Consider the following 18,257-nt stretch of genomic DNA (forward strand, 5'->3'; position numbering starts at 1 on the left):
TCTCGACGGAACCGGCACTCTCGCTCGACGACGAGAGAGCGTCCCTCTCTCGAACGACTCGATCCCGAGGCGGTTCGTCGAAGGCAAGGGAGGGAAGACGATGCTACTCTCGGAAGCCGCCAGCCATCGAATCCGACCGCTAGCGGGTGTTCGTCCAGTTTTCGGGGCGTTCGCAACGACATCTATAAGTCAGTGTGGTTTGTTACCTCACGCAGTGAGATGGTAAGTCATAACTCCCTTTCGGGTCGGCCAGAGGCATCGCCGGCTCGCTTCGGACTCCCCGGCGTCGGAATGACGAGGTTTACCGGGTCCGACGACCGATCGATCGCCGAGTTGCTGGAAACCGCTGCGGAGCGGGCACTCGACGACGCGGACGTCGAACCGGACGCCGTCGACTCGGTTCACGTCGGCAACATGGCCGCGGAAGCGTTCAACAACACCTCCGGACTGGCGAACGCGTTGACCGCTAGCCTCGGCCTCAGCCGGGCGTCCGCACGCCGGATCGAAAACACCAGCGCGACCGGCGCGAGCGCGGTGCTCGACGCGGTCGACACCGTTCGAGCAGGACGGGCCGAGGTCGCACTCGCCGTCGGCGGCGAGAAGATGTCCGTCGCCGAGACGTCGGTCGCGACGGAGATCATCAGCCGGATCACGCACAGCCAGGAGTACGATCAGGGGATCACCCTCCCCTCGTTCGCGGGCCTCGCGGCTGCCCGGTACCTCGAGAGCTACGACGCGACTCGACGCGATCTCGCACGGGTTGCGGTAAAGAACCACGCGAACGCCCGCCGAAACCCGTACGCGCAGTTCGAAAGCGACGTGACGGTCGCGGACGTCCTCGACTCGCCGAAGGTCGCGACGCCGCTTCGTCTGTACGACTGCTGCCCGACGACGGACGGAGCCGCCGCGGTGGTCGTCACGGCGGCGGACGCGGACGTGTCGGTGACGGCCTGCGAGAGCGCCGTCGGCGTCCACGCCGTCGCGGATCGGGCCGATCCGTTGCGGATCGAGAGCGCCGCGGCCGCCGGACGAGCCGCGTATGACGCGGCGGGGACGGATCCCGACGAGATCGATGTCGCGTGCATCCACGATGCCTTCACCATCCTCGAGTGGCTCGAGATGGAGGAACTGGGCCTCGCCGAGCGGGGCGAGGCGTGGCGACTAACGCGGGAGGGACGGACCGAGATCGACGGCGATGGGGACCTGACGGTCAACCCGGGTGGCGGGCTGAAAGCCCGGGGCCATCCGCTGGGCGCCACGGGAATCTCCCAGCTCGTCGAACTCGTCTGGCAGCTTCGAGGGGACGTGCCCAGCGACCGTGCGGTCGATTCGCCGCGGTACGGACTTGCGATCAACGTCGCCGGGTTCGGGAACAACAGCGTCTGTACGATCGTGGAGGCGAGCGGATGACGCGCGTCCTCGAGTGTCCGGACTGCGGTCGGCGAACCTTCTACGAGAAACGCCGCTGTCTCGACTGCGGCGCCGACGGACTGCGGCCTCGCGATTCGGGCGTCGGTATCGTGCAGGCGGTGACGGCGGTTCACGTCACGCCCGACGGCGTCAGCGCCCCGAATCGGCTCGGTCTCGCCTCCTTCGACGGCGATGCGAGTATCATCGCCCGGCTCGAGGACGGTCTCGAGGCGGGCGACTCGGTCGTCCTCGAGACGCCGGACGGAGCGGGATCGCCCCCGCGGCTCGTTCCGGCCGAAACCGACCGGGATCGGGAGACACCGACGAGTTCGGGCAAACAGTGAGACCGGTGACCGACGATTATATAGAGTGAGCGATGTGGAGTTCGAGTTCGTTGACCGCGCCGAGCACCCGCTCCGGAAGCTCGTCGGTGAGCTGTGCTCCCTTGACGCGGTGGGCGGGTCCGGAGACGCTCAGCGCACCGATCACCTCGTCGTCGGCATCCGTCACCGCCGCGCCGACCGCGTGGACTCCTTCCGTCGTTTCCTGCCTGTTGAAGGCGTACCCTCGCTCTCGGATCCGCTCGCACTCCTCCTCGAGTTCCGCGCGCGTCGTGATGGTGTTCTCGCTCACGCCCTGTAACCCGTGGGTCGCGACAATCTCGTCGACACGGTCCGCTGGCATGTTCGCGAGGATCGCCTTTCCCGCGGCGCTCGTGTGGAGCGGGCCGCGCTTTCCAATGTGGGCGCCGGTCTGCACCGCGCTCTGGCCGACCTCGGTGTACAGATAGACCCGCTCGCCGTGTTCCTCGACGATGAACTGAGAGCGTTCTCCGGTTTCCGCCGCCAGCACGTCGACCTTCTGCTTGATCATCGGGTACGCGGTCGTCGTTCGCTGTGCGTGGCCGCCGACGGTGAGAAACTGGAATCCGATCCGGTAGCGCCCGTCCGTACACACTACGTAGCTGTGCTCGCGGAGCGTAACGAGGTGACGATGCACGGTGCTCGGGGCGAGTCCGAGATGCTCGGATAGCTCGTGGATCGTCGCCTCCCCCAGTTCTCGGAGGACATCGATGATCTGTATAGACGTCTCGGTCGTGCGCGCCCCCGATTTGGGTTTGTTTGCCATACTCGGTCCTGGGGACCCAGGCATTATAAATTATGCCACTCCTTGCGGAGACGGGCCTCCAGACCGGTCTCCCTCCAGATCCTACAGAACGGGATCAGCGACATTCGCACCGTGAATCGGGACTCCTGTTTCGGCCGTTTTCCGACAACAATCTCAATATATTATCATCCAAAACCGAGGCCGTCTCATGGAATTACATTCGTACTTTCGTAATCATATCTGCGGGGCCAGCAGTCGGACGTGTGATGTGGCCTCATTCGTCACGTTCTGGTGTTCTTCGCGTACATCCCGGCCTCTCGGATGCTATATTGGCGGACTGATACCAAAATAACCGCTTTCCGAGCCTCGTACAACAGTCTCGATCCTTCTTTCGGCTTATCCGAATAACTGGGACAGATTACGCCAGCATGCTCCGCTTGAGAGCGAACGCGACAGGGAATCGGTTAAGTAGATTCGACACGCTCCGTTATGCCATGCCAGGTTCGTCCTCCCGCTGGAAGGAAGTGGTGAACGGCGATGGATGAGAACGATCGCTCGATTACGGGGTTTACGATGCTCGCACACGGAATCTTTCATACCTACGAGCTGAGCATCCCCATCTTCATCGTCATCTGGTTGGACGTCTTCGACGTCTCGCCGTTCGTCCTCGGCGTTGTCGTCAGTATCGGTTACGGCCTCATCGGCGTCGGTGCGATCCCGAGCGGCCTGCTGTCTGACACCTACGGCTCACGCCGGCTGATCGTCGCATCGGTGGTCGGGATGGGCGGCGGCTTCTTCCTCCTCGCGCTCGCGCCGAACGTCTACGTGTTGATGGTAGCCATCGTCATCTGGGGCGTCGCCGCGAGCGTCTACCACCCCGCCGGTCTGTCGCTGATCAGCCGCGGTGCGAAAAACCGCGGTACGGTGTTCGCCTACCACGGTGTCGGCGGCAACATCGGGACCGCGTTCGGCCCGTTGTTGACCGCCTCGCTGCTCCTCTTTTTCGACTGGCGGCTCGTCGTCGTCGCGCTCACCGTCCCGGCCGTGGCCGTCGTCGCGTTCGGCTCGCTGATCGAGTTCAACGAGAACGCTGCGACCGCGGCCGACGGCGGAACGGACGACACCGACGACGACGGGTCGTCGATGGACCTCCAGTCGATCGTCGACGACTCGAGGCTACTTCTCACGACCGGGTTCCTGCTCACGTTCGCCGCGATCATGATCTACGGGATCTACTACCGTGGCCTGCTTACGTTCCTGCCCGACATGATCGGAGGACTGCCGCAGTTCGGCACCTACGAAATCTTCGGCCAGGAGGCCGAGCCCGCACAGTACATCTACACGGGGATCCTGATGATCGGCATTCTGGGACAGTACGCCGGCGGCCGGGTCACCGACCACGTTCGGACGGAGTACGCGTTCTTCTCGACGCTGTTCGCTCTCGGCGTGCTCGCGTTCGTCTTCATCCCCTCCGTCGGCTGGGGGCTCGCCCCGTTCCTGTTCGTCTGTGCCGCGCTGGGGTTTTTCCTCTACGCGACGGCGCCGATCTACCAGGTGGTGATCGCCGAGTACGCGGCCGCCGACGTCCACGGCCTCTCCTACGGCTACGCCTACCTCGGGATGTTCGGCTTCGGCGCGGCGGGTGCCGCACTCGCCGGCTCACTGCTCACCTACGCGAGCGAGACCGTGCTCCTCGGAACACTCGGTGTACTCGCGCTCGTGGGTGCCGGGATCGTGGTCACCCTGATCACGTTGTACGGTGAGGGCAGGTAACTAACGGCAAGATTTAATACGGTATTCTCGCATCCTTGGTGTATGGTAGCCAGAGCTAGCCGTGGGATTCTCGACGACATCACCGTCGTCGATCTGACGACGTTCGTGACCGGCGGATTCGCGACGCTGATGCTTGCGAACCAGGGGGCGGAAGTCATCAAGATCGAGCGGCCGGAGGTCGGCGACGACAGCAGACATTCGGGGCCGCCGTTCGTCGATATTTCCGACTACGAAGGTGAGGGACGGGCGGCGTCCGAACACGGCGAGTCGCCGTACTTCTGGACGGTCAACTACAACAAGAAGAGCGTCGAACTCAACCTCAAATCCGAGGAGGGGTACGAGATCTGTCGGGAGCTGATCGACGAGGCCGACGTTGTCGTCGAGAACTTCAGGCCGGGGACCGCAGAACGGCTCGGCCTCGGCTACGACGAGCTCTCCGAGGAGCACCCCGAACTCGTCTACTGTTCGATCTCCGCGTTCGGCGATTCGGGGCCCTGGAGCGATCGCCCCGGCTACGACCTGCTGATTCAGGGGATGAGCGGCATGATGAGCGTTACCGGTCCCGAGGGTGGTGACCCCGTCAAGGTCGGGCTTCCGCAGACCGATCTGATCACCGCGATGTGGTCCGCGTTCGGGATCGTCAACGCGCTCTACCGACGCGAGCGGACCGGCGAGGGCGAACGCGTCGAACTCGGGATGCTCGATGCGGCGCTCCCGTGGCTGACCAAACAGGCCGGGAAGGCGTTCGTCGGCGACGAGCCGACCAGGATGGGGACGAAGGATCCGGTGCTCGCACCCTATCAGAGCTATCCGACCGCCGACGGCTACCTCAACGTCGCCTGCGGAAATCAGAAGCTGTGGGAACAGTTCTGTGCGGAGATCGACCGCGAGGACCTCGCGTCGGATCTCCGCTTCGAGTCCAACGCCGACAGGGTAGCGAACATGGACGCCCTCGAGGAGGAACTCGCCGAGACGCTCACCGAGCGCTCGACCGACGAGTGGGTCGAACGCCTCGCCGACGACGCCGGCCTGCCGGTTGGTCCCGTCTACAGCGTCGACGAGGCGCTGGACAACGAACAGGTCAACGCGCGCGGCGCGGTCGACAGTCTCTCCCACCCCGCCGCCGGCGAGATCCCGATCCTCGAACATCCGCTGAACTACGCCGAGTCCGAAAGTGGGTTCGACGAGGCACCGCCGCTGCTCGGCGAGGACACCGAGGACATCGTTCAGGCGCTGGGGTATTCGGAGGCGGAGATCGAAGAGCTTCGCCGGAAGGGAGCGCTGTCAGGCTGAGCTGGCCGCATGAGGGGGCATAGGCCCCATTGAGGAGCGGTGGCGCTGTCGAGCCGCGAGACGTGCCGGCAGCCGATCCCCGTCTCGAGCGAGACCGCGAGTTCTTGGAGCGATAGCTCCGCATTCGGCCGAAACCGACCGCAGGCGTCGAAGGATTTATGATAGTGCTCGGGAGTAGGAGTAGGTAGCCCTACTCGGAGCAAACACTATGGATGTCAATCAAGCGATCGCGCGCACCCTGAAAGAGGAAGGAGTAGAGTATCTGTTCGGGTTTCCGAGCAACCCACTCTTCGACACCGGTGCGGCCGAAGAGGAAGGGATTCGAACGATCATCACCAGGCAGGAACGGACCGCCGTTCACATGGCCGACGCCGTCGGGCGACTGAGTTCCGGCGAGCGGGTCGGCGCGTTCGCGTGCCAGCACGGCCCCGGCACGGAGAACTCCTTCGGCGGCGTCGCCCAGGCCTACGGCGAGTCGGCGCCGATCGTCGCGATCCCCGCCGGCTACGACGAGGCCAAGACCGACGTCGATCCCAAGTTCAGCTCGCTGGTCAACTACCAGCACGTGAGCAAGTCCTGCGAGCAGCTGACGAACCCCGACGCCGTCGGCGAGACGATGCGCCGCGCGTTCAGCGCAGCCCGGAACGGTCGTCCGCGTCCGGCCGTCGTCGAGGTTCCGAAGGACGTCTTCTACACCGACCTCTCGGAGGACTTCGAGTATCAGCCGACGTCGTCGAACCGGTCCGGTCCCGACCCGGACGGCGTCGACGAGATCGCGGACGTCCTGCTCGAGGCCGAGAACCCCGTCATCTTCGCCGGCCAGGGCGTCCACTACGCCGAGGCGTGGGACGAGCTACGGGAGCTGGCCGAGACGCTCGAGGCGCCCGTCGCAACGAGCCTCAACGGCAAGAGTGCGTTCCCGGAGGACCACCCGCTGTCGCTGGGCGCCGCCAGCAAGAGCGAACCGGGACAGCTCGCACACTTCATGCGCGAGACCGACGTCCTCTTCGGCGTCGGCTGTAGCTTCACCGAGACCGCCTACGGCGTTACGGTCCCCGACGGACCGACGGTTATCCACTCGACGCTCGACTCGACGGACATCGACAAGGACGTCGAGTCCGACTACTCGCTGGTTGGCGACGCCAAGCTGACCCTCGATGCGCTGGTCGACTCCGTCGATGCACAGGTCGGCGGCTCCCGCGACCGCTTCGACGACGTCGTCAGCGAGATCGAGGACGCGCGCGAGGCGTGGCTCGACGAGTGGCGGCCGAAGCTCACATCCGACGAGACGCCGATCAACCCCTACCGCGTGATCCACGAGCTCACGGAGGTCCTCGACGCCGAGGACACGATCATCACCCACGACGCCGGCAACCCGCGGGACTTCCTGGCGCCGTTCTGGGAGTCGACCGAGCCCCTGTCGTACATCGGCTGGGGGAAGACGACCCAGCTCGGCTACGGGCTCGGGCTCGCGCTGGGCGCGAAGCTGCTCCACCCCGACAAGCACTGCATCAACCTCATGGGCGACGGCGCGATCGGAATGACCGGGCTGGACTTCGAGACGGCTGCCCGCGAGGACATCCCGATCCTGACGATCCACCTGAACAACTACGAGATGGCCGCCTACGATACGCCCTTTTCCGGCGACTTCGCCGACGTCGGCGAGGCGCTCGGCGGCTACGGCGAGCGCGTCGAGGATCCCGACGAGGTCGGACCGGCCATCGAACGTGCCATCGAACAGACCGAGTCCGGCACGCCCGCGCTGCTCGAGATCATCACCTCGAAGGAGACCGAGCTCTCGCGGCCGGATCTCGAGTAAAACGGCACCGCCGAACGCTCTTCTCTCTGCTTTCGTCGCCGAGCTGCTGGTCTGAAAGAACGGCCGAGCGCGTCAGTCGCCGAACGCGCCGCCCTCGCTCCACTGCTCGAGGGTCGTCTGGTCGCTCGCGATCTCGTCGAACACCTCGTCGGTGTGCTCGCCGAGGCGCGGCGCGGGCGATCGGACGATGGCGTCGTGATCGGGGTAGTTGATCGGGTGGCCCGGCAGCAGGCACTCGCCCCAGTCGGGGTCCTCGTGGTCGACGACGAGGTTCCGGGCGCTCGTCTGCTCGTCCGCGACGACATCGGCCACGTCGTTGATCGGGCCGCAGGGGAAGTTCGCGGCCGTCAGCTGCTCGAGCCAGTGCTCGGTGGACTCTTGCTCGAGGGACGCCTGGATCAGTTCCGTCACGCGCTCGGCGTTGTCTTGGCGGTCGTCGTTCGTTGGATACTCCCGGAGCTCCTCCTCACCGATGAGATCGACGAAATCGTCCCAGCGGTCGTCGCTGGGGACGCCGGTGACGATGGCGCCGTCGGCGGTCTCGAAGCGCTGGTAGGGGACCAGTGTCTGGTGGGTCACGCCCTGGGGGCCGGGAACGGAGCCATCCATCGAGTACTCCGTGAGGTACTCGTTGAGCAGGGTGACGATCGAGTCGAACAGGCCGACGTCGAACTTCCCGACGAACGAGTCGGACTCCTCGGTGCGGTCGCGCTCGTAGAGCCGCGCGAGGACGCCCATCGCGGCGAACATCCCCGTGGTGAGATCGCCGATCGCCTGGCCGACCTTGACGGGCTCGCCGCCCTCGGGGCCGGTGACGCTCATGATGCCGCCCTCGGCCTGAAGGATGAGGTCGAGTCCGGGCTGCTCTCGCTTTGGACCGGTCTCGCCGTACCCCTTGATGCTCGCGTAGACGATCCCGGGATTGCGTTCGCTGATCTCGTCGTAGCCGATGCCGAGCTTGTCGGTGACGCCGTAGCCGAAGTTCTCGACGAAGACGTCGGCGCTGGCGATCAGCTCACGGGCGGCCTCGGTTCCCGCATCGGTCTTGAGATCGAGGGTAACCGAGCGCTTGTTTCGGTTGTTCGCCATGAAGTACCCCGACTTGCCGTCGGGACCGATCCCCTGGGATCGGGCCGGATCGCCGACGCCCGGCCGTTCGATCTTCACGACGTCGGCGCCCATGTCGGCGAGCAGCGCTCCGCAGAACGGCCCCGCGCGGTGACCGGTCATCTCGACGACCGAGACGCCCGAAAGCGGTCCCCCGGTCATTGGCCCTCGTTGAACTCGTCGACCAGCTCGCGGCGCTCGTCGGTGGCGAACTGCTCCCACCAGATCTCGGCCTCCTGTTCTCTCGCTCCCTCGAGGCTTCCCGCACGTACCGCGCCGTTGATCGCGCGTTTGGAGTTCTTGACCGCCTCGCGTCCGGTGTCCTGGACCGCCTCGACGATCCCGTCGACGGTCTCGTCTAACTCCTCGCGCGGGACCGCGTGGTTGATCAGCCCGATCCGTTCGGCCTCGTCGGCGTCGATCATCCCCGCGGTGTAGACGAGTTCCTTCGCCTTCGCCTCGCCCACGAGTTCGACGGCTCGCCAGGTCGATCCCCCCGTCGGAATCTGACCGATGTTCGCGGTCGGGACGCCGAACTTCGCGTCGTCGACGGCGATCCGGAGATCGCAGTACATCGCGAAGATCAGCCCGCCGCCGACGCAGTAGCCGTTGATCTTCGCGATCACCGGCGCGTGGCAGTCGTAGGGCTTCTGGTACATCTCGTAGAACAGCTCCTGGCGGTCCCGCTGGAGCGGATCGTGCTCGTCGGCGGTTCCAGCGTACTGGGAGATGTCCGCACCGGCGGAGAACGCGTCCTCACCCTCGCCGGTGATCACGACGACGTCGATGTCGCGGTTCAGCTGGATCTCGTCGAACGCGCGGCTGAGGTCGAGCATGACCTCGTTGTTGAGCGCGTTGTAGACCTCGGGGCGGTGAAACTCGATCGTCGCCACTCCGTCGTCGACGTCGAGGGTAATGCTTTCGTAGGCACTGTAGCTAACCATACCTCCCCGTTAGTGGGTCTCTCGCAAAAAATTTTGTATTACGGCGTCGGTCGCGTCGGTTCACTCGGCTCGAAGGGAGACGACCGGCGTCGAGGCGTCCAGCATGATCGACTGAGCGACGCTCCCGAACAGCGCCTTGCCGACCGGCGAACGGTTGCGCCCCGCGACGACCAGGTAGCTCGCCCCCTCCTCGTCGGCGTAGCTGGCGACCTCGTCCGCCGGATCTCCGAGAAGTCCGACCGGGGTCGCCTCGACGCCGGCGTCCTCGATCGCCTCCGCGGCGATCTCTTCGGCGATTTCGACGACGTCTCCTACCGGGACCGACTCCCCCGTCTCGCTGACGTTCGTCCGCTCGAGCGAGACGAACTCGTCGCGGGTGAGCACGTGGACGACCTCGACCGGTTCGCCGAACGCCTCGCCGAGTTGATGTGCTTCGGTGATGATGGCGCCGGCCCTGTCGGAACGATCGATCGCTGCAACGACGGTCATGGATCCGACGACGGCCTCCACCCATAAATCAGTTACTCGCCGGGCTGAATGGCCCGCAGCCACGATCGGATGGCCTATCAACTATTAGATCTAACATTATTGGCCTTCATTTTTCCACTATGTGTGGATCAAGCCCCAACACAAGAGAAAGCTTTATATTTGTACTGTTTGATCATGGTAGTGTGACCCTGACTCACGGAGTCGTGTAACGCATTCCAGGGTCTGTGGTCGATACGTATGTCCGAAAAACCAACTCAACGACGTTTGACGGTGGAGGCAACGACCAGGCGAGGGTTCCTCGGGATCGCTGGTGCGGGTGCGGCGGTATCGATGGCTGGCTGTTTGCAGGACGACGACCCTGATGCCGGGGACGACGAGGATTGGGAACCCAGCCAATCGATGCGGTTCATCATCCCGTACGACGAGGGCGGCGGCACCGACGTCTACGCGCGCGGGATCATCGAACCGCTCATCGACGCGATGGGCGAGGAGATCCAGATCGACAACGTGCCCGGCGGTGGCGGCCTGAACGGGTTCGGGGAACTGTACGGCTCCGAACCGGACGGGCATACGTTCGCGGGAAGTGCGACCCCGCTCGAGGTGCCGCCACAGATGCTGGACGATCCCGGGTTCGACCAGCGTGATCTCGAGGGGATCGCGAACATCGGCCGCTCGACGTGGTGTCTGGTCGTCAACGAGGAGTACGAGGACGAGGTCGAGACGTTCGACGACGTTCGCGAGATGCACAACTCCGGCGAGTGGGACTCGATCGGCATCCAGGAGCCCGGGAGCCCCCAGGACATCATGACCCTGCTGGCGAAGTACGGCGACGAGTACGCCGACGAGTACGACTGGCAGTGGGAGGACCGGGTTCAGTACACCGGCACCGGCCCGATCGCGGAGGCGGTGACCTCCGGCGAGGTGCCCTGCGGAATCGGAACCGACGCGGGGACCGAACCCGACGTCTCCGCGGGCGGTATCTACCCGGTGGCCACGTTCTTCAGCGAGGGATCCGAAGTCTACCCCGACATTCCGTCGGTAACCGACGAGGGATACCCGGAGATGGACTTCATCGCCGGTGTGACCCGTGGCCTGTACGCGCCACCCGAGACGTCGGAGGGGACGATCGAGGAACTGACCGCACGAGTCGAGGAGGCGACCGAGGACGAGCGCTACGAGGAGTGGTCCGACGAGACCGGGAATCCGATCTTCTACGAGGGTCCCGAGGAGGCGAACGCGGCGATCGACGACGCGTTCGAGGAGATGGAGGAGCTGGAAGTCATTGAGCTGATCGAAGAGCACGCGTAACTACCCCCGCCGCTATTATATTATGAGCAACTCAGAGTCATTCAAGAGGAAAGTAACGGCCGAGCGGGTGATGCTCGTTGTGTTCCTCGTCGTGAGTGCGGTGTTCATTCTCGAGCCGGTGATCGAGAGCTACCCGGACGACGCTCGCGTGTTTCCCCAGCTAACCGCATCAGCCGTCTTTATCGGTTCGTTGCTCCTATTGCTGCAGAACTACCTTCCTGGCCCTCTCCAGAAGTTCGTCGCCGAGAGTGTCAGCATCACCACCTCAGACTCGTCGGAGGTGATCGATCAGGTCGAGGAGGACGATGAACCGCTCGAGGAGGTCGATGAGCCGGAGGAGGAGTACAAAAAGGAGACACTCGGTGCGAAGTACGGATACGAAGTGAACGAGACGGTGTTTATGGTTTCGACGGCGGTTCTGTACTTCGTCGTCGGATGGGCCGCCGGTTTCCTCTTCATTACACCGCTGTACATCCTCGGGTACACCCTCTGGTTCCGGGTCAATCCGGTCGTCAGTGTCGGACTGGCTATTGGGGGGACCGCCGTCATCTACCTGTTCATGACGTATCTCGTGTTACCGTTCGACCAGGGGCACGTCTTCGACTTCAGTCCACTCGTGCCGATGCTGTTCGACGGCGCACCGATACTACTGAGAGGTGGACTGTAGATGGCGGTCGACGCCTTCTTCGAGGGCTTATCGATCGCAACGACGCCCGAGATGCTCGTCTGGCTGACACTCGGGTTGCTCCTCGGGATCGTTCTCGGCGCCCTCCCGGGTATCGGTTCGCCGGTCGGGATGGCGATCGTGTTGCCACTGACGCTGCCCCTCGACGCAACGGCGGCGATCATCCTGCTGGTCGCGATCTACAGCGGTGCGATGTTCGGCGGCTCGATCTCCGCGATCCTGATCAACGCGCCCGGGACCGAGTCGGCCGCAGCGACGACACTCGACGGCTATCCGATGTCACAGAACGGGTTGGCGAAGAACGCACTCGCCATCGCGACGACGGCCTCGGCGCTGAACGGCTTTCTCGCCGCGATCGCGCTGATCATCCTCTCGCCGGTCCTGATCGAGGTCGTGTTGGCGTTCGGCTCACCGGAGTACTTCCTGCTGGCGATCCTCGGGATCTCCCTGATCACGATCGTCACCCAGGGGTCGATCGTCAAGGGACTGGTCGCCGGCGCGCTCGGATTCATGATCTCGACCATCGGGACCGCGATCCTCAGTCCGCGTCCGCGGTACACCTTCGGCCAGTTCGGACTCTACGAGGGGATCGACTTCGTCGCGGCGCTGATCGGGATGTTCGCGTTCGCCGAGATGATGAAACTCGCCGCCCGCAAACAGATTTCGGAGGACGACGTCGAGATCGCCGGCAGCGTTCGAGACGGGATTACGACGATATTCAAGTATCCGATGACAACCCTCAAATCGGGCCTGATCGGGATGGGGATCGGGATGGTTCCCGGCTCCGGAGCGACGACGTCGACGTTCGTCGCCTACGCAGAGGAGGCTCGCTCCTCCACCAAGGACGGGAGATTCGGCGAAGGTGATCCTCGCGGGGTCATCGCACCGGAGGCCGCGAACAATCCAACCGTGAGCGGATCGCTCATTCCGACGCTGTCGTTCGGGATCCCGGGCAGCGGATCGACTGCGGTCCTGCTCGGCGGTATCCTCATGCACGGACTCCAGCCGGGTCCAGTCCTCTTCGGCGAACAGCTCCAGATCACGTACGCGCTGTTCATCTCGCTGTTCCTCGGTAACGTCCTCATCCTTGCCGTCGGATTGACGCTGATCCCGTACGCGAGCAAGATCACCGAGCTCGACACCACGCTGATCATTCCGATGGTCGTCGTGCTCTCGTACGCCGGCGCGTACACCCTGAACCAGAACTGGTGGGACGTCGGCGCCGTCATCGTGCTCGGCGTTCTGGGCTTCTACATGGTCCGGAACAACTACTCGATCATCGCGTTCGTGCTCGGGATCGTGCTCGGTCCGATCGCCGAGGAGAACTTCTTCCGGTCGCTGCAGATCTCGGGCGGCGAGTACACGATCTTCTTCGATCCGATCAACCGGCCGCTGTCGTTCCTGCTGACGCTTGCCATCTTCCTGATCCTATTCGGTCCCTTCCTGAAGGGACGGGTCAAGCGGCTCGTCAGCAGGAACTGACACTCGATCCCTTCTCGAAGCGAGCGGCGAACAACCGCTATCACAACGGCTAAGTACCGACGTGCGACCGGTATCGTATGGAAGACGGTTGGCAACACGTCACACTCGAGGAGCTCGAGACCAATCCCGACAAGCCGGGACGCCGGTGGGAGGCCTCGCCGGCGCTCGGAATTGACGCGTTCAACTTCAACGTCGCCGTGCTCGAGTCGGGCGAGCGACTCTCGCAGAATCATTTCCACTATCACGAAAATCAGAAGGAGCTGTTCTACGTCGTTTCCGGGTCCTGTCGCGCCGAGACGACTCGAGAGACCCTGACGCTCGAGGCCGACGATATCGTCGCGTTCGACGAGGGGAAGGCGGGCGCTCACCTCGTCTACAACCCGTTCGAGGAGCCGTGTAAGCTCGCCGCGATCGGGTGGCCCCAGGACGGACGGTATCCGGTCCACCAGCTCGAGACCGCGGACGAAGCGACGGACGGCTCCGTTGGGGACGACAAGTAGGGGTACTGGGGAGTCGACACCACCACCGAGTTTAATACTCGAGTGCCCGTATCGATGGCTATGCCGCGACTCCAGCGGGGACTCGTACTGGGCGGAATCGTGCTCAACGCGTCGGCGTTCGTCTACTCCCTGTACGTCCGATCGGTGCTGTACGCGACGGTGTTTCTCGTCGTCACCGCGTATCTCCTCGTCGTCTACCGGGCGAACGACGGGTACGCCGATTGAAACGACTCCCGGAAGGCCGCGTGGGAACGGCGCGCTGGAGTGGTGCGATCCACGAACACGACTATGCTCGCAGCCGAGTGGCACAACAGTTATGTGAGTTCCCTCGACTAGCAGTTACCACACACGAAACATGCAAGCGATTAGCAAACGACCGGTGACTGCTCCCCGCTTCCCGACCGACCGGTTCGCGGTGCGGCGAGCAGTCCGACCGTTCGCCGACGGCCGGACCGGCGAGTAGACGCCCCCTCGTCGCCTTCCCGGGCCGCTTTCGGCATCGCTTGCAACAGAAACCGCTTCGACCAACACCAGATATCCAATGGCTACACACGACAGACCGATCGACGCAGACCCGGCGACGGATCGTCGCGCGGAGTACGACTACCAGAACGAGACGACGGAACGAACCGATCTCGTCGACGCGCTCGAGCAGCGGGTCGACGGCGACGTCCGCTTCGACGAGTACTCCCGCGAGCTGTACGCGACGGACGCGAGCGCCTACGAGATGCTCCCGATCGGCGTCGTCTACCCGACCGGGACCGACGACGTCGCCGCGGTGATGGGTTACTGTGCGGACCACGAGATCCCGGTGCTCCCCCGAGGTGGCGGCACGAGCCTCGCCGGACAGACCGTCAACGAGGCCGTCGTCCTCGATTTCACTCGCTACATGAACGGGGTGACCGACACCGACCCAGACGCCAGGCGGGCTCGAGCCCAGGCGGGGATCACGGTCGGCGAACTCAACCGGACCCTCGAGCCCCACGGGCTCAAGTTCGCCCCGGACCCGTCGACCGCCGACCGGAGCGCCCTCGGCGGCGCGATCGGGAACAACACGACCGGGGCGCACTCGCTGAAGTACGGCAAAACCGACGCCTACGTCGAGGAGGTGGAGGTCGTCCTCGCCGACGGCTCCGTCGAACGGTTCGGCGAGATCGACCTCGAGGAACTGCGCGAGCGGGGCGATCCCGACGGGGAGCTCCTCGAGCGGATCTACGCCGAAGTCGCTCGGGTCGTCGACGAGGAGAGCGACGCGGTCGAGGAGGCCTACCCGACGCTCAAGCGGAACGTCTCGGGGTACAACCTGGACATGCTCGTCGAGGAGGCCAAGAGCGGAACCGTCAACCTCGCGCGGCTGCTGGTCGGCAGCGAGGGCACCCTGGGAATCGTCACGGAAGCGGAGGTTTCCCTCGAGACGATCCCGAACACGATCTCGGTCGCGGTGCTTTGCTACCGCAGCCTGCTCGACGCGATGGACGACGTCGGGGATATCCTCGAGCACGACCCCGCGGCGGTCGAGGTGCTGGACGACGTGTTGCTCGATCTGGCGCGAAACACCGAGGAGTTCGCCGACGTCGTCGGTATCCTTCCCGAGGGGACCAGTTCGTTCCTGCTGGTCGAGTTCTACGCGGACGACGAGGAGGAGGGCCGCGAACTGGTCGAGGCGCTGATCGACGACCGCGAGGGCGAGATCGCGTTCGACGCGTTGACGGCCTACGACGAGAAACAGCAGTCCCGGCTCTGGAAGATGCGAAAGGCCTCGACGCCAATCTTGCTCTCGCGGACCGGCGACGAGAAACACATCGCCTTTATCGAGGATATCGCGATCCCGCCGGAGCACCTCATGGAGTACGTTGCCGACTTCCAGGAGGTCATGGAGGAAAACGGGACGTTCGGCAGCTTCTACGCTCACGCCGGGCCGGGCTGTATGCACGTCCGACCGCTCGTTAACACGAAAACCGCCGACGGGGTCGACACGATGGAGGCGATCGCCGACGGCGCGACGGACCTCGCGGTGAAGTACGGCGGCAGCGTCTCCGGCGAGCACGGCGACGGTCGCGCCCGCACGCAGTGGAACCGGAAGCTGTACGGCGACCACATCTGGAACGTCTTCCGCGACCTGAAGACCGCGTTCGATCCCGACTGGCTGCTCAACCCCGGCTCGGTCTGTGGCGACCACGACATGACCGAGAACCTCCGGTTCGGCCCCGACAGCGAGTTTGAAGCCGGCTTCGAGCCCGCCCTGAACTGGGAGAACGAGAACGGGTTCCAGGGGATGGTCGAGCTCTGTCACGGCTGTGGCGGCTGTCGGACCAGCCAGGAGGGCACCGGCGGCGTGATGTGTCCGACCTACCGGGCGGCAGACGAGGAGATCACGAGCACCCGCGGCCGGGCGAACATGCTCCGCCAGGCGATGACTGGTGAACTCGAGCCGGACGAGGCGTTTTCCGACGAGTTCGTCACCGAGGTGATGGACCTCTGTATCGGCTGCAAGGGCTGTGCGAAGGACTGTCCGAGCGAGGTCGACATGGCGAAGCTCAAGGTCGAGGTCGAACACGAGTACCACCAGCGAAACGGCGCCTCGATCCGCGAACGCATGTTCGCGAACATCGACACGCTCTCGAAACTCGGCAGCGCCACCGCACCGCTGTCGAACTACATGACGAAGCTGCCGGGCGCCCGGACGGTGATGGAGAAAACCGTCGGGATCGCCCGAGAGCGGTCCCTGCCGACGTTCCACCGGGAGACGTTCACCGACTGGTTCGAGAGCCGGGAGTCGACTGTGGATCCGGAGACGGCCGACCACAAGGTCCTGTTGTTCCCGGACGTCACCACGGAGTACAACGATCCCGAGATCGGCAAGGCCGCGGTTCGGCTCCTCGAGGCCGCCGGCGTCTACGTCGATCTCCCGTCCGGAACCACCAGCAGCGGTCGCCCCGCCTACTCGAAGGGCTTCCTCGAGACGGCTCGCGAACAGGCCGAGCAGAACGTCAACGCCCTGATTCCGAGAGTGCGAAACGGCTGGGACGTCGTCGTCTGCGAGCCCAGCGACGCGGTCATGTTCCAGTCGGACTACCCGGATCTGGTCACCGGCCACGACGTGACCGACGTCGCCGAAAGCGCCTACGGCGTCTGCGAGTACCTCGACGTCCATCGACTCGATGACCGCCTCGAGTTCGGGCCCGTCGACGAGCGCCTGACCTACCACGGTCACTGCCACCAGAAGGCGACGAAGAAGGACCACCACGCCGTCGGCGTGCTCCGACGGGCGGGGTACGGCGTCGACCCCCTCGACAGTAGCTGCTGTGGGATGGCCGGCTCCTTCGGCTACGAGGCCGAGCACTACTCGATGAGCCGCGCGATCGGCACGCAGCTGTTCGGCCAGATCGACGAGAGCGACGGCGACGGCGTCGTCGCTCCGGGGGCGTCCTGTAGAACCCAGATCGGCGACGAGTACGAGAAGAAACCGCCCCACCCGATCGCGAAACTCGAGGCGTCGCTCGCGTAGGCTACACCTTGTACTTGTTCAGCTCGATGACGTTCGCGGTGCGACGGAGCTGCTCGACGAACTCGTTTTCCGCCCAGTCGTCGTCGATGCGGGCCGTCGGTGCCGAGATGCTGATCGCACCGATGACCTCGGAGTCGAACCGGATCGGTGCGGCGATACAGCGAAGCCCCTCGAGTCGCTCCTCGTCGTCGACGGCGAACCCTCGTTCCCGTGTTCGCTCGAGCGTGTCGTAGAGTTCGTCCCGGCTCGTGATCGTCTTCGGCGTGACCGACGGGAGGCCGTGGCGGTCGATGATCTCCTCGACCCGCTGATCGGGGAGATGCGAGAGGATCGCCTTGCCGAACGCCGAGCTGTGCATGGGGTGACGACAGCCGACGTAGGTGTCGAGGTCGACGGCCCGCTCGCCCTTCGCGCGACAGAGGTAGACGCCCTCTCCGCCCTCCTCGACGACGAAGTGGACCAGCTCTCCGGACTCCTCGGCCAGCGCCTCGACCTGCGGCTCGGCGACCCTGTAGACGTCCATCTCGCTGCGGAGCTGCCCGCCGATATCCAGAAAGCGCAGACTCAGCTCGTAGGTGTTCCCGTTCTTGACGACGAACCCGTGTTCCTCGAGCGTACTGAGGTGGTTGTGAATCGCGCTCTTGCCCATGCTCAGCTCGTCCGCGAGCGTCGTGATCCGCGCGCCCCCGCGGCGGTTGAGCTCGTCGATGAGCGTCAGCGACTTCTCGGTCGTCCGGACGGGGTGTTTGGCCCGTTTTTCCATACGCGAAACCAGTCGATCGACGCCAATAAAGGTTGGTCTCTTATAGAGAACGTCGTAATCAGCCGATGC

16 protein-coding genes are annotated in these 18,257 nt (G+C 64.5%); 11 read left to right on the forward strand and 5 right to left on the reverse strand.

The genetic code is table 11. From position 1 onward, the window contains the following. Nucleotides 1–291: 291 nt before the first annotated feature. Nucleotides 292–1,410, forward strand: coding sequence for a thiolase family protein (locus C491_RS14080; protein WP_005557417.1), 1,119 nt, complete (start codon nt 292–294; stop codon nt 1,408–1,410). After that, nucleotides 1,407–1,754 (forward strand): Zn-ribbon domain-containing OB-fold protein, encoded by a 348-nt coding sequence (locus tag C491_RS14085; protein ID WP_005557420.1) that lies wholly within the window; start codon nt 1,407–1,409, stop codon nt 1,752–1,754. The genes C491_RS14080 and C491_RS14085 overlap by 4 nt, the downstream gene beginning before the upstream one ends. A gap of 16 nt (nt 1,755–1,770) precedes the next feature. Here the strand turns inward: C491_RS14085 and C491_RS14090 are convergent, their stop codons facing one another. Next, nucleotides 1,771–2,538 (reverse strand): IclR family transcriptional regulator, encoded by a 768-nt coding sequence (locus tag C491_RS14090; RefSeq protein WP_005557422.1) that lies wholly within the window; start codon nt 2,536–2,538, stop codon nt 1,771–1,773. A 516-nt stretch (nt 2,539–3,054) separates the two neighbouring features. On the opposite strand from C491_RS14090, the gene C491_RS14095 reads away from it, so the two are divergent. The 3 genes from C491_RS14095 to C491_RS14105 all read left to right on the forward strand — a co-directional run bounded on the left by C491_RS14095 (nt 3,055) and on the right by C491_RS14105 (nt 7,402). Further along, complete coding sequence (locus C491_RS14095) at nt 3,055–4,290, forward strand: MFS transporter (protein WP_005557424.1); 1,236 nt, start codon at nt 3,055–3,057, stop codon at nt 4,288–4,290. Nucleotides 4,291–4,332: 42 nt separating this feature from the next. Beyond that, nucleotides 4,333–5,583 carry a CaiB/BaiF CoA transferase family protein gene (locus tag C491_RS14100; RefSeq protein ID WP_005557426.1) on the forward strand — a complete coding sequence of 417 codons (1,251 nt, stop codon included), beginning with the start codon at nt 4,333–4,335 and terminating at the stop codon, nt 5,581–5,583. A 208-nt stretch (nt 5,584–5,791) separates the two neighbouring features. Further along, nucleotides 5,792–7,402, forward strand: coding sequence for a thiamine pyrophosphate-requiring protein (locus C491_RS14105; protein WP_005557428.1), 1,611 nt, complete (start codon nt 5,792–5,794; stop codon nt 7,400–7,402). Between the two features lie 72 nt (nt 7,403–7,474). Here the strand turns inward: C491_RS14105 and C491_RS14110 are convergent, their stop codons facing one another. The 3 genes from C491_RS14110 to C491_RS14120 are packed head-to-tail and all read right to left on the reverse strand — an operon-like array spanning nt 7,475 to nt 9,942. Further along, a complete protein-coding gene (locus C491_RS14110; RefSeq protein ID WP_005557429.1) occupies nt 7,475–8,671 on the reverse strand; it encodes a CaiB/BaiF CoA transferase family protein in 1,197 nt (398 codons plus the stop codon). Beyond that, nucleotides 8,668–9,453 (reverse strand): enoyl-CoA hydratase/isomerase family protein, encoded by a 786-nt coding sequence (locus C491_RS14115; RefSeq protein WP_005557431.1) that lies wholly within the window; start codon nt 9,451–9,453, stop codon nt 8,668–8,670. The genes C491_RS14110 and C491_RS14115 overlap by 4 nt, the downstream gene beginning before the upstream one ends. Nucleotides 9,454–9,513: 60 nt before the next feature. Then, entirely contained in the window at nt 9,514–9,942 is a 429-nt protein-coding gene (locus C491_RS14120; RefSeq protein ID WP_049892068.1) for a universal stress protein, read from the reverse strand. A 303-nt stretch (nt 9,943–10,245) separates the two neighbouring features. Here C491_RS14120 and C491_RS14125 point away from each other — a divergent pair, with 303 nt between their 5' ends. From C491_RS14125 to C491_RS14145, 6 genes are all read left to right on the forward strand, one after another. Further along, on the forward strand, nt 10,246–11,250 hold the full coding sequence (locus tag C491_RS14125) for a Bug family tripartite tricarboxylate transporter substrate binding protein (protein ID WP_049892072.1): 1,005 nt from the start codon (nt 10,246–10,248) through the stop codon (nt 11,248–11,250). A 70-nt stretch (nt 11,251–11,320) separates the two neighbouring features. Beyond that, a complete protein-coding gene (locus C491_RS14130; protein ID WP_005557434.1) occupies nt 11,321–11,917 on the forward strand; it encodes a tripartite tricarboxylate transporter TctB family protein in 597 nt (198 codons plus the stop codon). Then, nucleotides 11,918–13,417, forward strand: coding sequence for a tripartite tricarboxylate transporter permease (locus C491_RS14135; protein WP_005557435.1), 1,500 nt, complete (start codon nt 11,918–11,920; stop codon nt 13,415–13,417). 77 nt (nt 13,418–13,494) lie between these two features. Then, nucleotides 13,495–13,917, forward strand: coding sequence for a cupin domain-containing protein (locus C491_RS14140; protein ID WP_005557436.1), 423 nt, complete (start codon nt 13,495–13,497; stop codon nt 13,915–13,917). A gap of 60 nt (nt 13,918–13,977) precedes the next feature. Further along, entirely contained in the window at nt 13,978–14,142 is a 165-nt protein-coding gene (locus C491_RS23315; RefSeq protein ID WP_169331741.1) for a hypothetical protein, read from the forward strand. A gap of 316 nt (nt 14,143–14,458) precedes the next feature. Beyond that, nucleotides 14,459–17,425, forward strand: a complete 2,967-nt coding sequence (locus tag C491_RS14145) for an FAD-binding and (Fe-S)-binding domain-containing protein (RefSeq protein ID WP_005557437.1) — start codon at nt 14,459–14,461, stop codon at nt 17,423–17,425. Between the two features lies 1 nt (nt 17,426). On the opposite strand, the gene C491_RS14150 is transcribed toward C491_RS14145, so the two are convergent. Then, nucleotides 17,427–18,188 (reverse strand): IclR family transcriptional regulator, encoded by a 762-nt coding sequence (locus C491_RS14150; RefSeq protein ID WP_005557438.1) that lies wholly within the window; start codon nt 18,186–18,188, stop codon nt 17,427–17,429. Nucleotides 18,189–18,257 lie beyond the last annotated feature (69 nt).

The sequence above is a fragment of the Natronococcus amylolyticus DSM 10524 genome, assembly GCF_000337675.1.
Lineage (GTDB): Archaea > Halobacteriota > Halobacteria > Halobacteriales > Natrialbaceae > Natronococcus > Natronococcus amylolyticus.

Bases quoted from the DNA above. Each gene is read 5' to 3' on its own strand.
- C491_RS14120 (WP_049892068.1), bottom strand. From the start codon at position 9,942: ATGACCGTCGTTGCAGCGATCGATCGTTCCGACAGGGCCGGCGCCATC.
- C491_RS14095 (WP_005557424.1), top strand. From the start codon at position 3,055: ATGGATGAGAACGATCGCTCGATTACGGGGTTTACGATGCTCGCACAC.
- C491_RS14140 (WP_005557436.1), top strand. From the start codon at position 13,495: ATGGAAGACGGTTGGCAACACGTCACACTCGAGGAGCTCGAGACCAAT.
- C491_RS14135 (WP_005557435.1), top strand. From the start codon at position 11,918: ATGGCGGTCGACGCCTTCTTCGAGGGCTTATCGATCGCAACGACGCCC.
- C491_RS14115 (WP_005557431.1), bottom strand. From the start codon at position 9,453: ATGGTTAGCTACAGTGCCTACGAAAGCATTACCCTCGACGTCGACGAC.
- C491_RS14110 (WP_005557429.1), bottom strand. From the start codon at position 8,671: ATGACCGGGGGACCGCTTTCGGGCGTCTCGGTCGTCGAGATGACCGGT.
- C491_RS14150 (WP_005557438.1), bottom strand. From the start codon at position 18,188: ATGGAAAAACGGGCCAAACACCCCGTCCGGACGACCGAGAAGTCGCTG.
- C491_RS14130 (WP_005557434.1), top strand. From the start codon at position 11,321: ATGCTCGTTGTGTTCCTCGTCGTGAGTGCGGTGTTCATTCTCGAGCCG.
- C491_RS14080 (WP_005557417.1), top strand. From the start codon at position 292: ATGACGAGGTTTACCGGGTCCGACGACCGATCGATCGCCGAGTTGCTG.
- C491_RS14145 (WP_005557437.1), top strand. From the start codon at position 14,459: ATGGCTACACACGACAGACCGATCGACGCAGACCCGGCGACGGATCGT.
- C491_RS14100 (WP_005557426.1), top strand. From the start codon at position 4,333: ATGGTAGCCAGAGCTAGCCGTGGGATTCTCGACGACATCACCGTCGTC.
- C491_RS14085 (WP_005557420.1), top strand. From the start codon at position 1,407: ATGACGCGCGTCCTCGAGTGTCCGGACTGCGGTCGGCGAACCTTCTAC.
- C491_RS14105 (WP_005557428.1), top strand. From the start codon at position 5,792: ATGGATGTCAATCAAGCGATCGCGCGCACCCTGAAAGAGGAAGGAGTA.
- C491_RS23315 (WP_169331741.1), top strand. From the start codon at position 13,978: ATGCCGCGACTCCAGCGGGGACTCGTACTGGGCGGAATCGTGCTCAAC.
- C491_RS14090 (WP_005557422.1), bottom strand. From the start codon at position 2,538: ATGGCAAACAAACCCAAATCGGGGGCGCGCACGACCGAGACGTCTATA.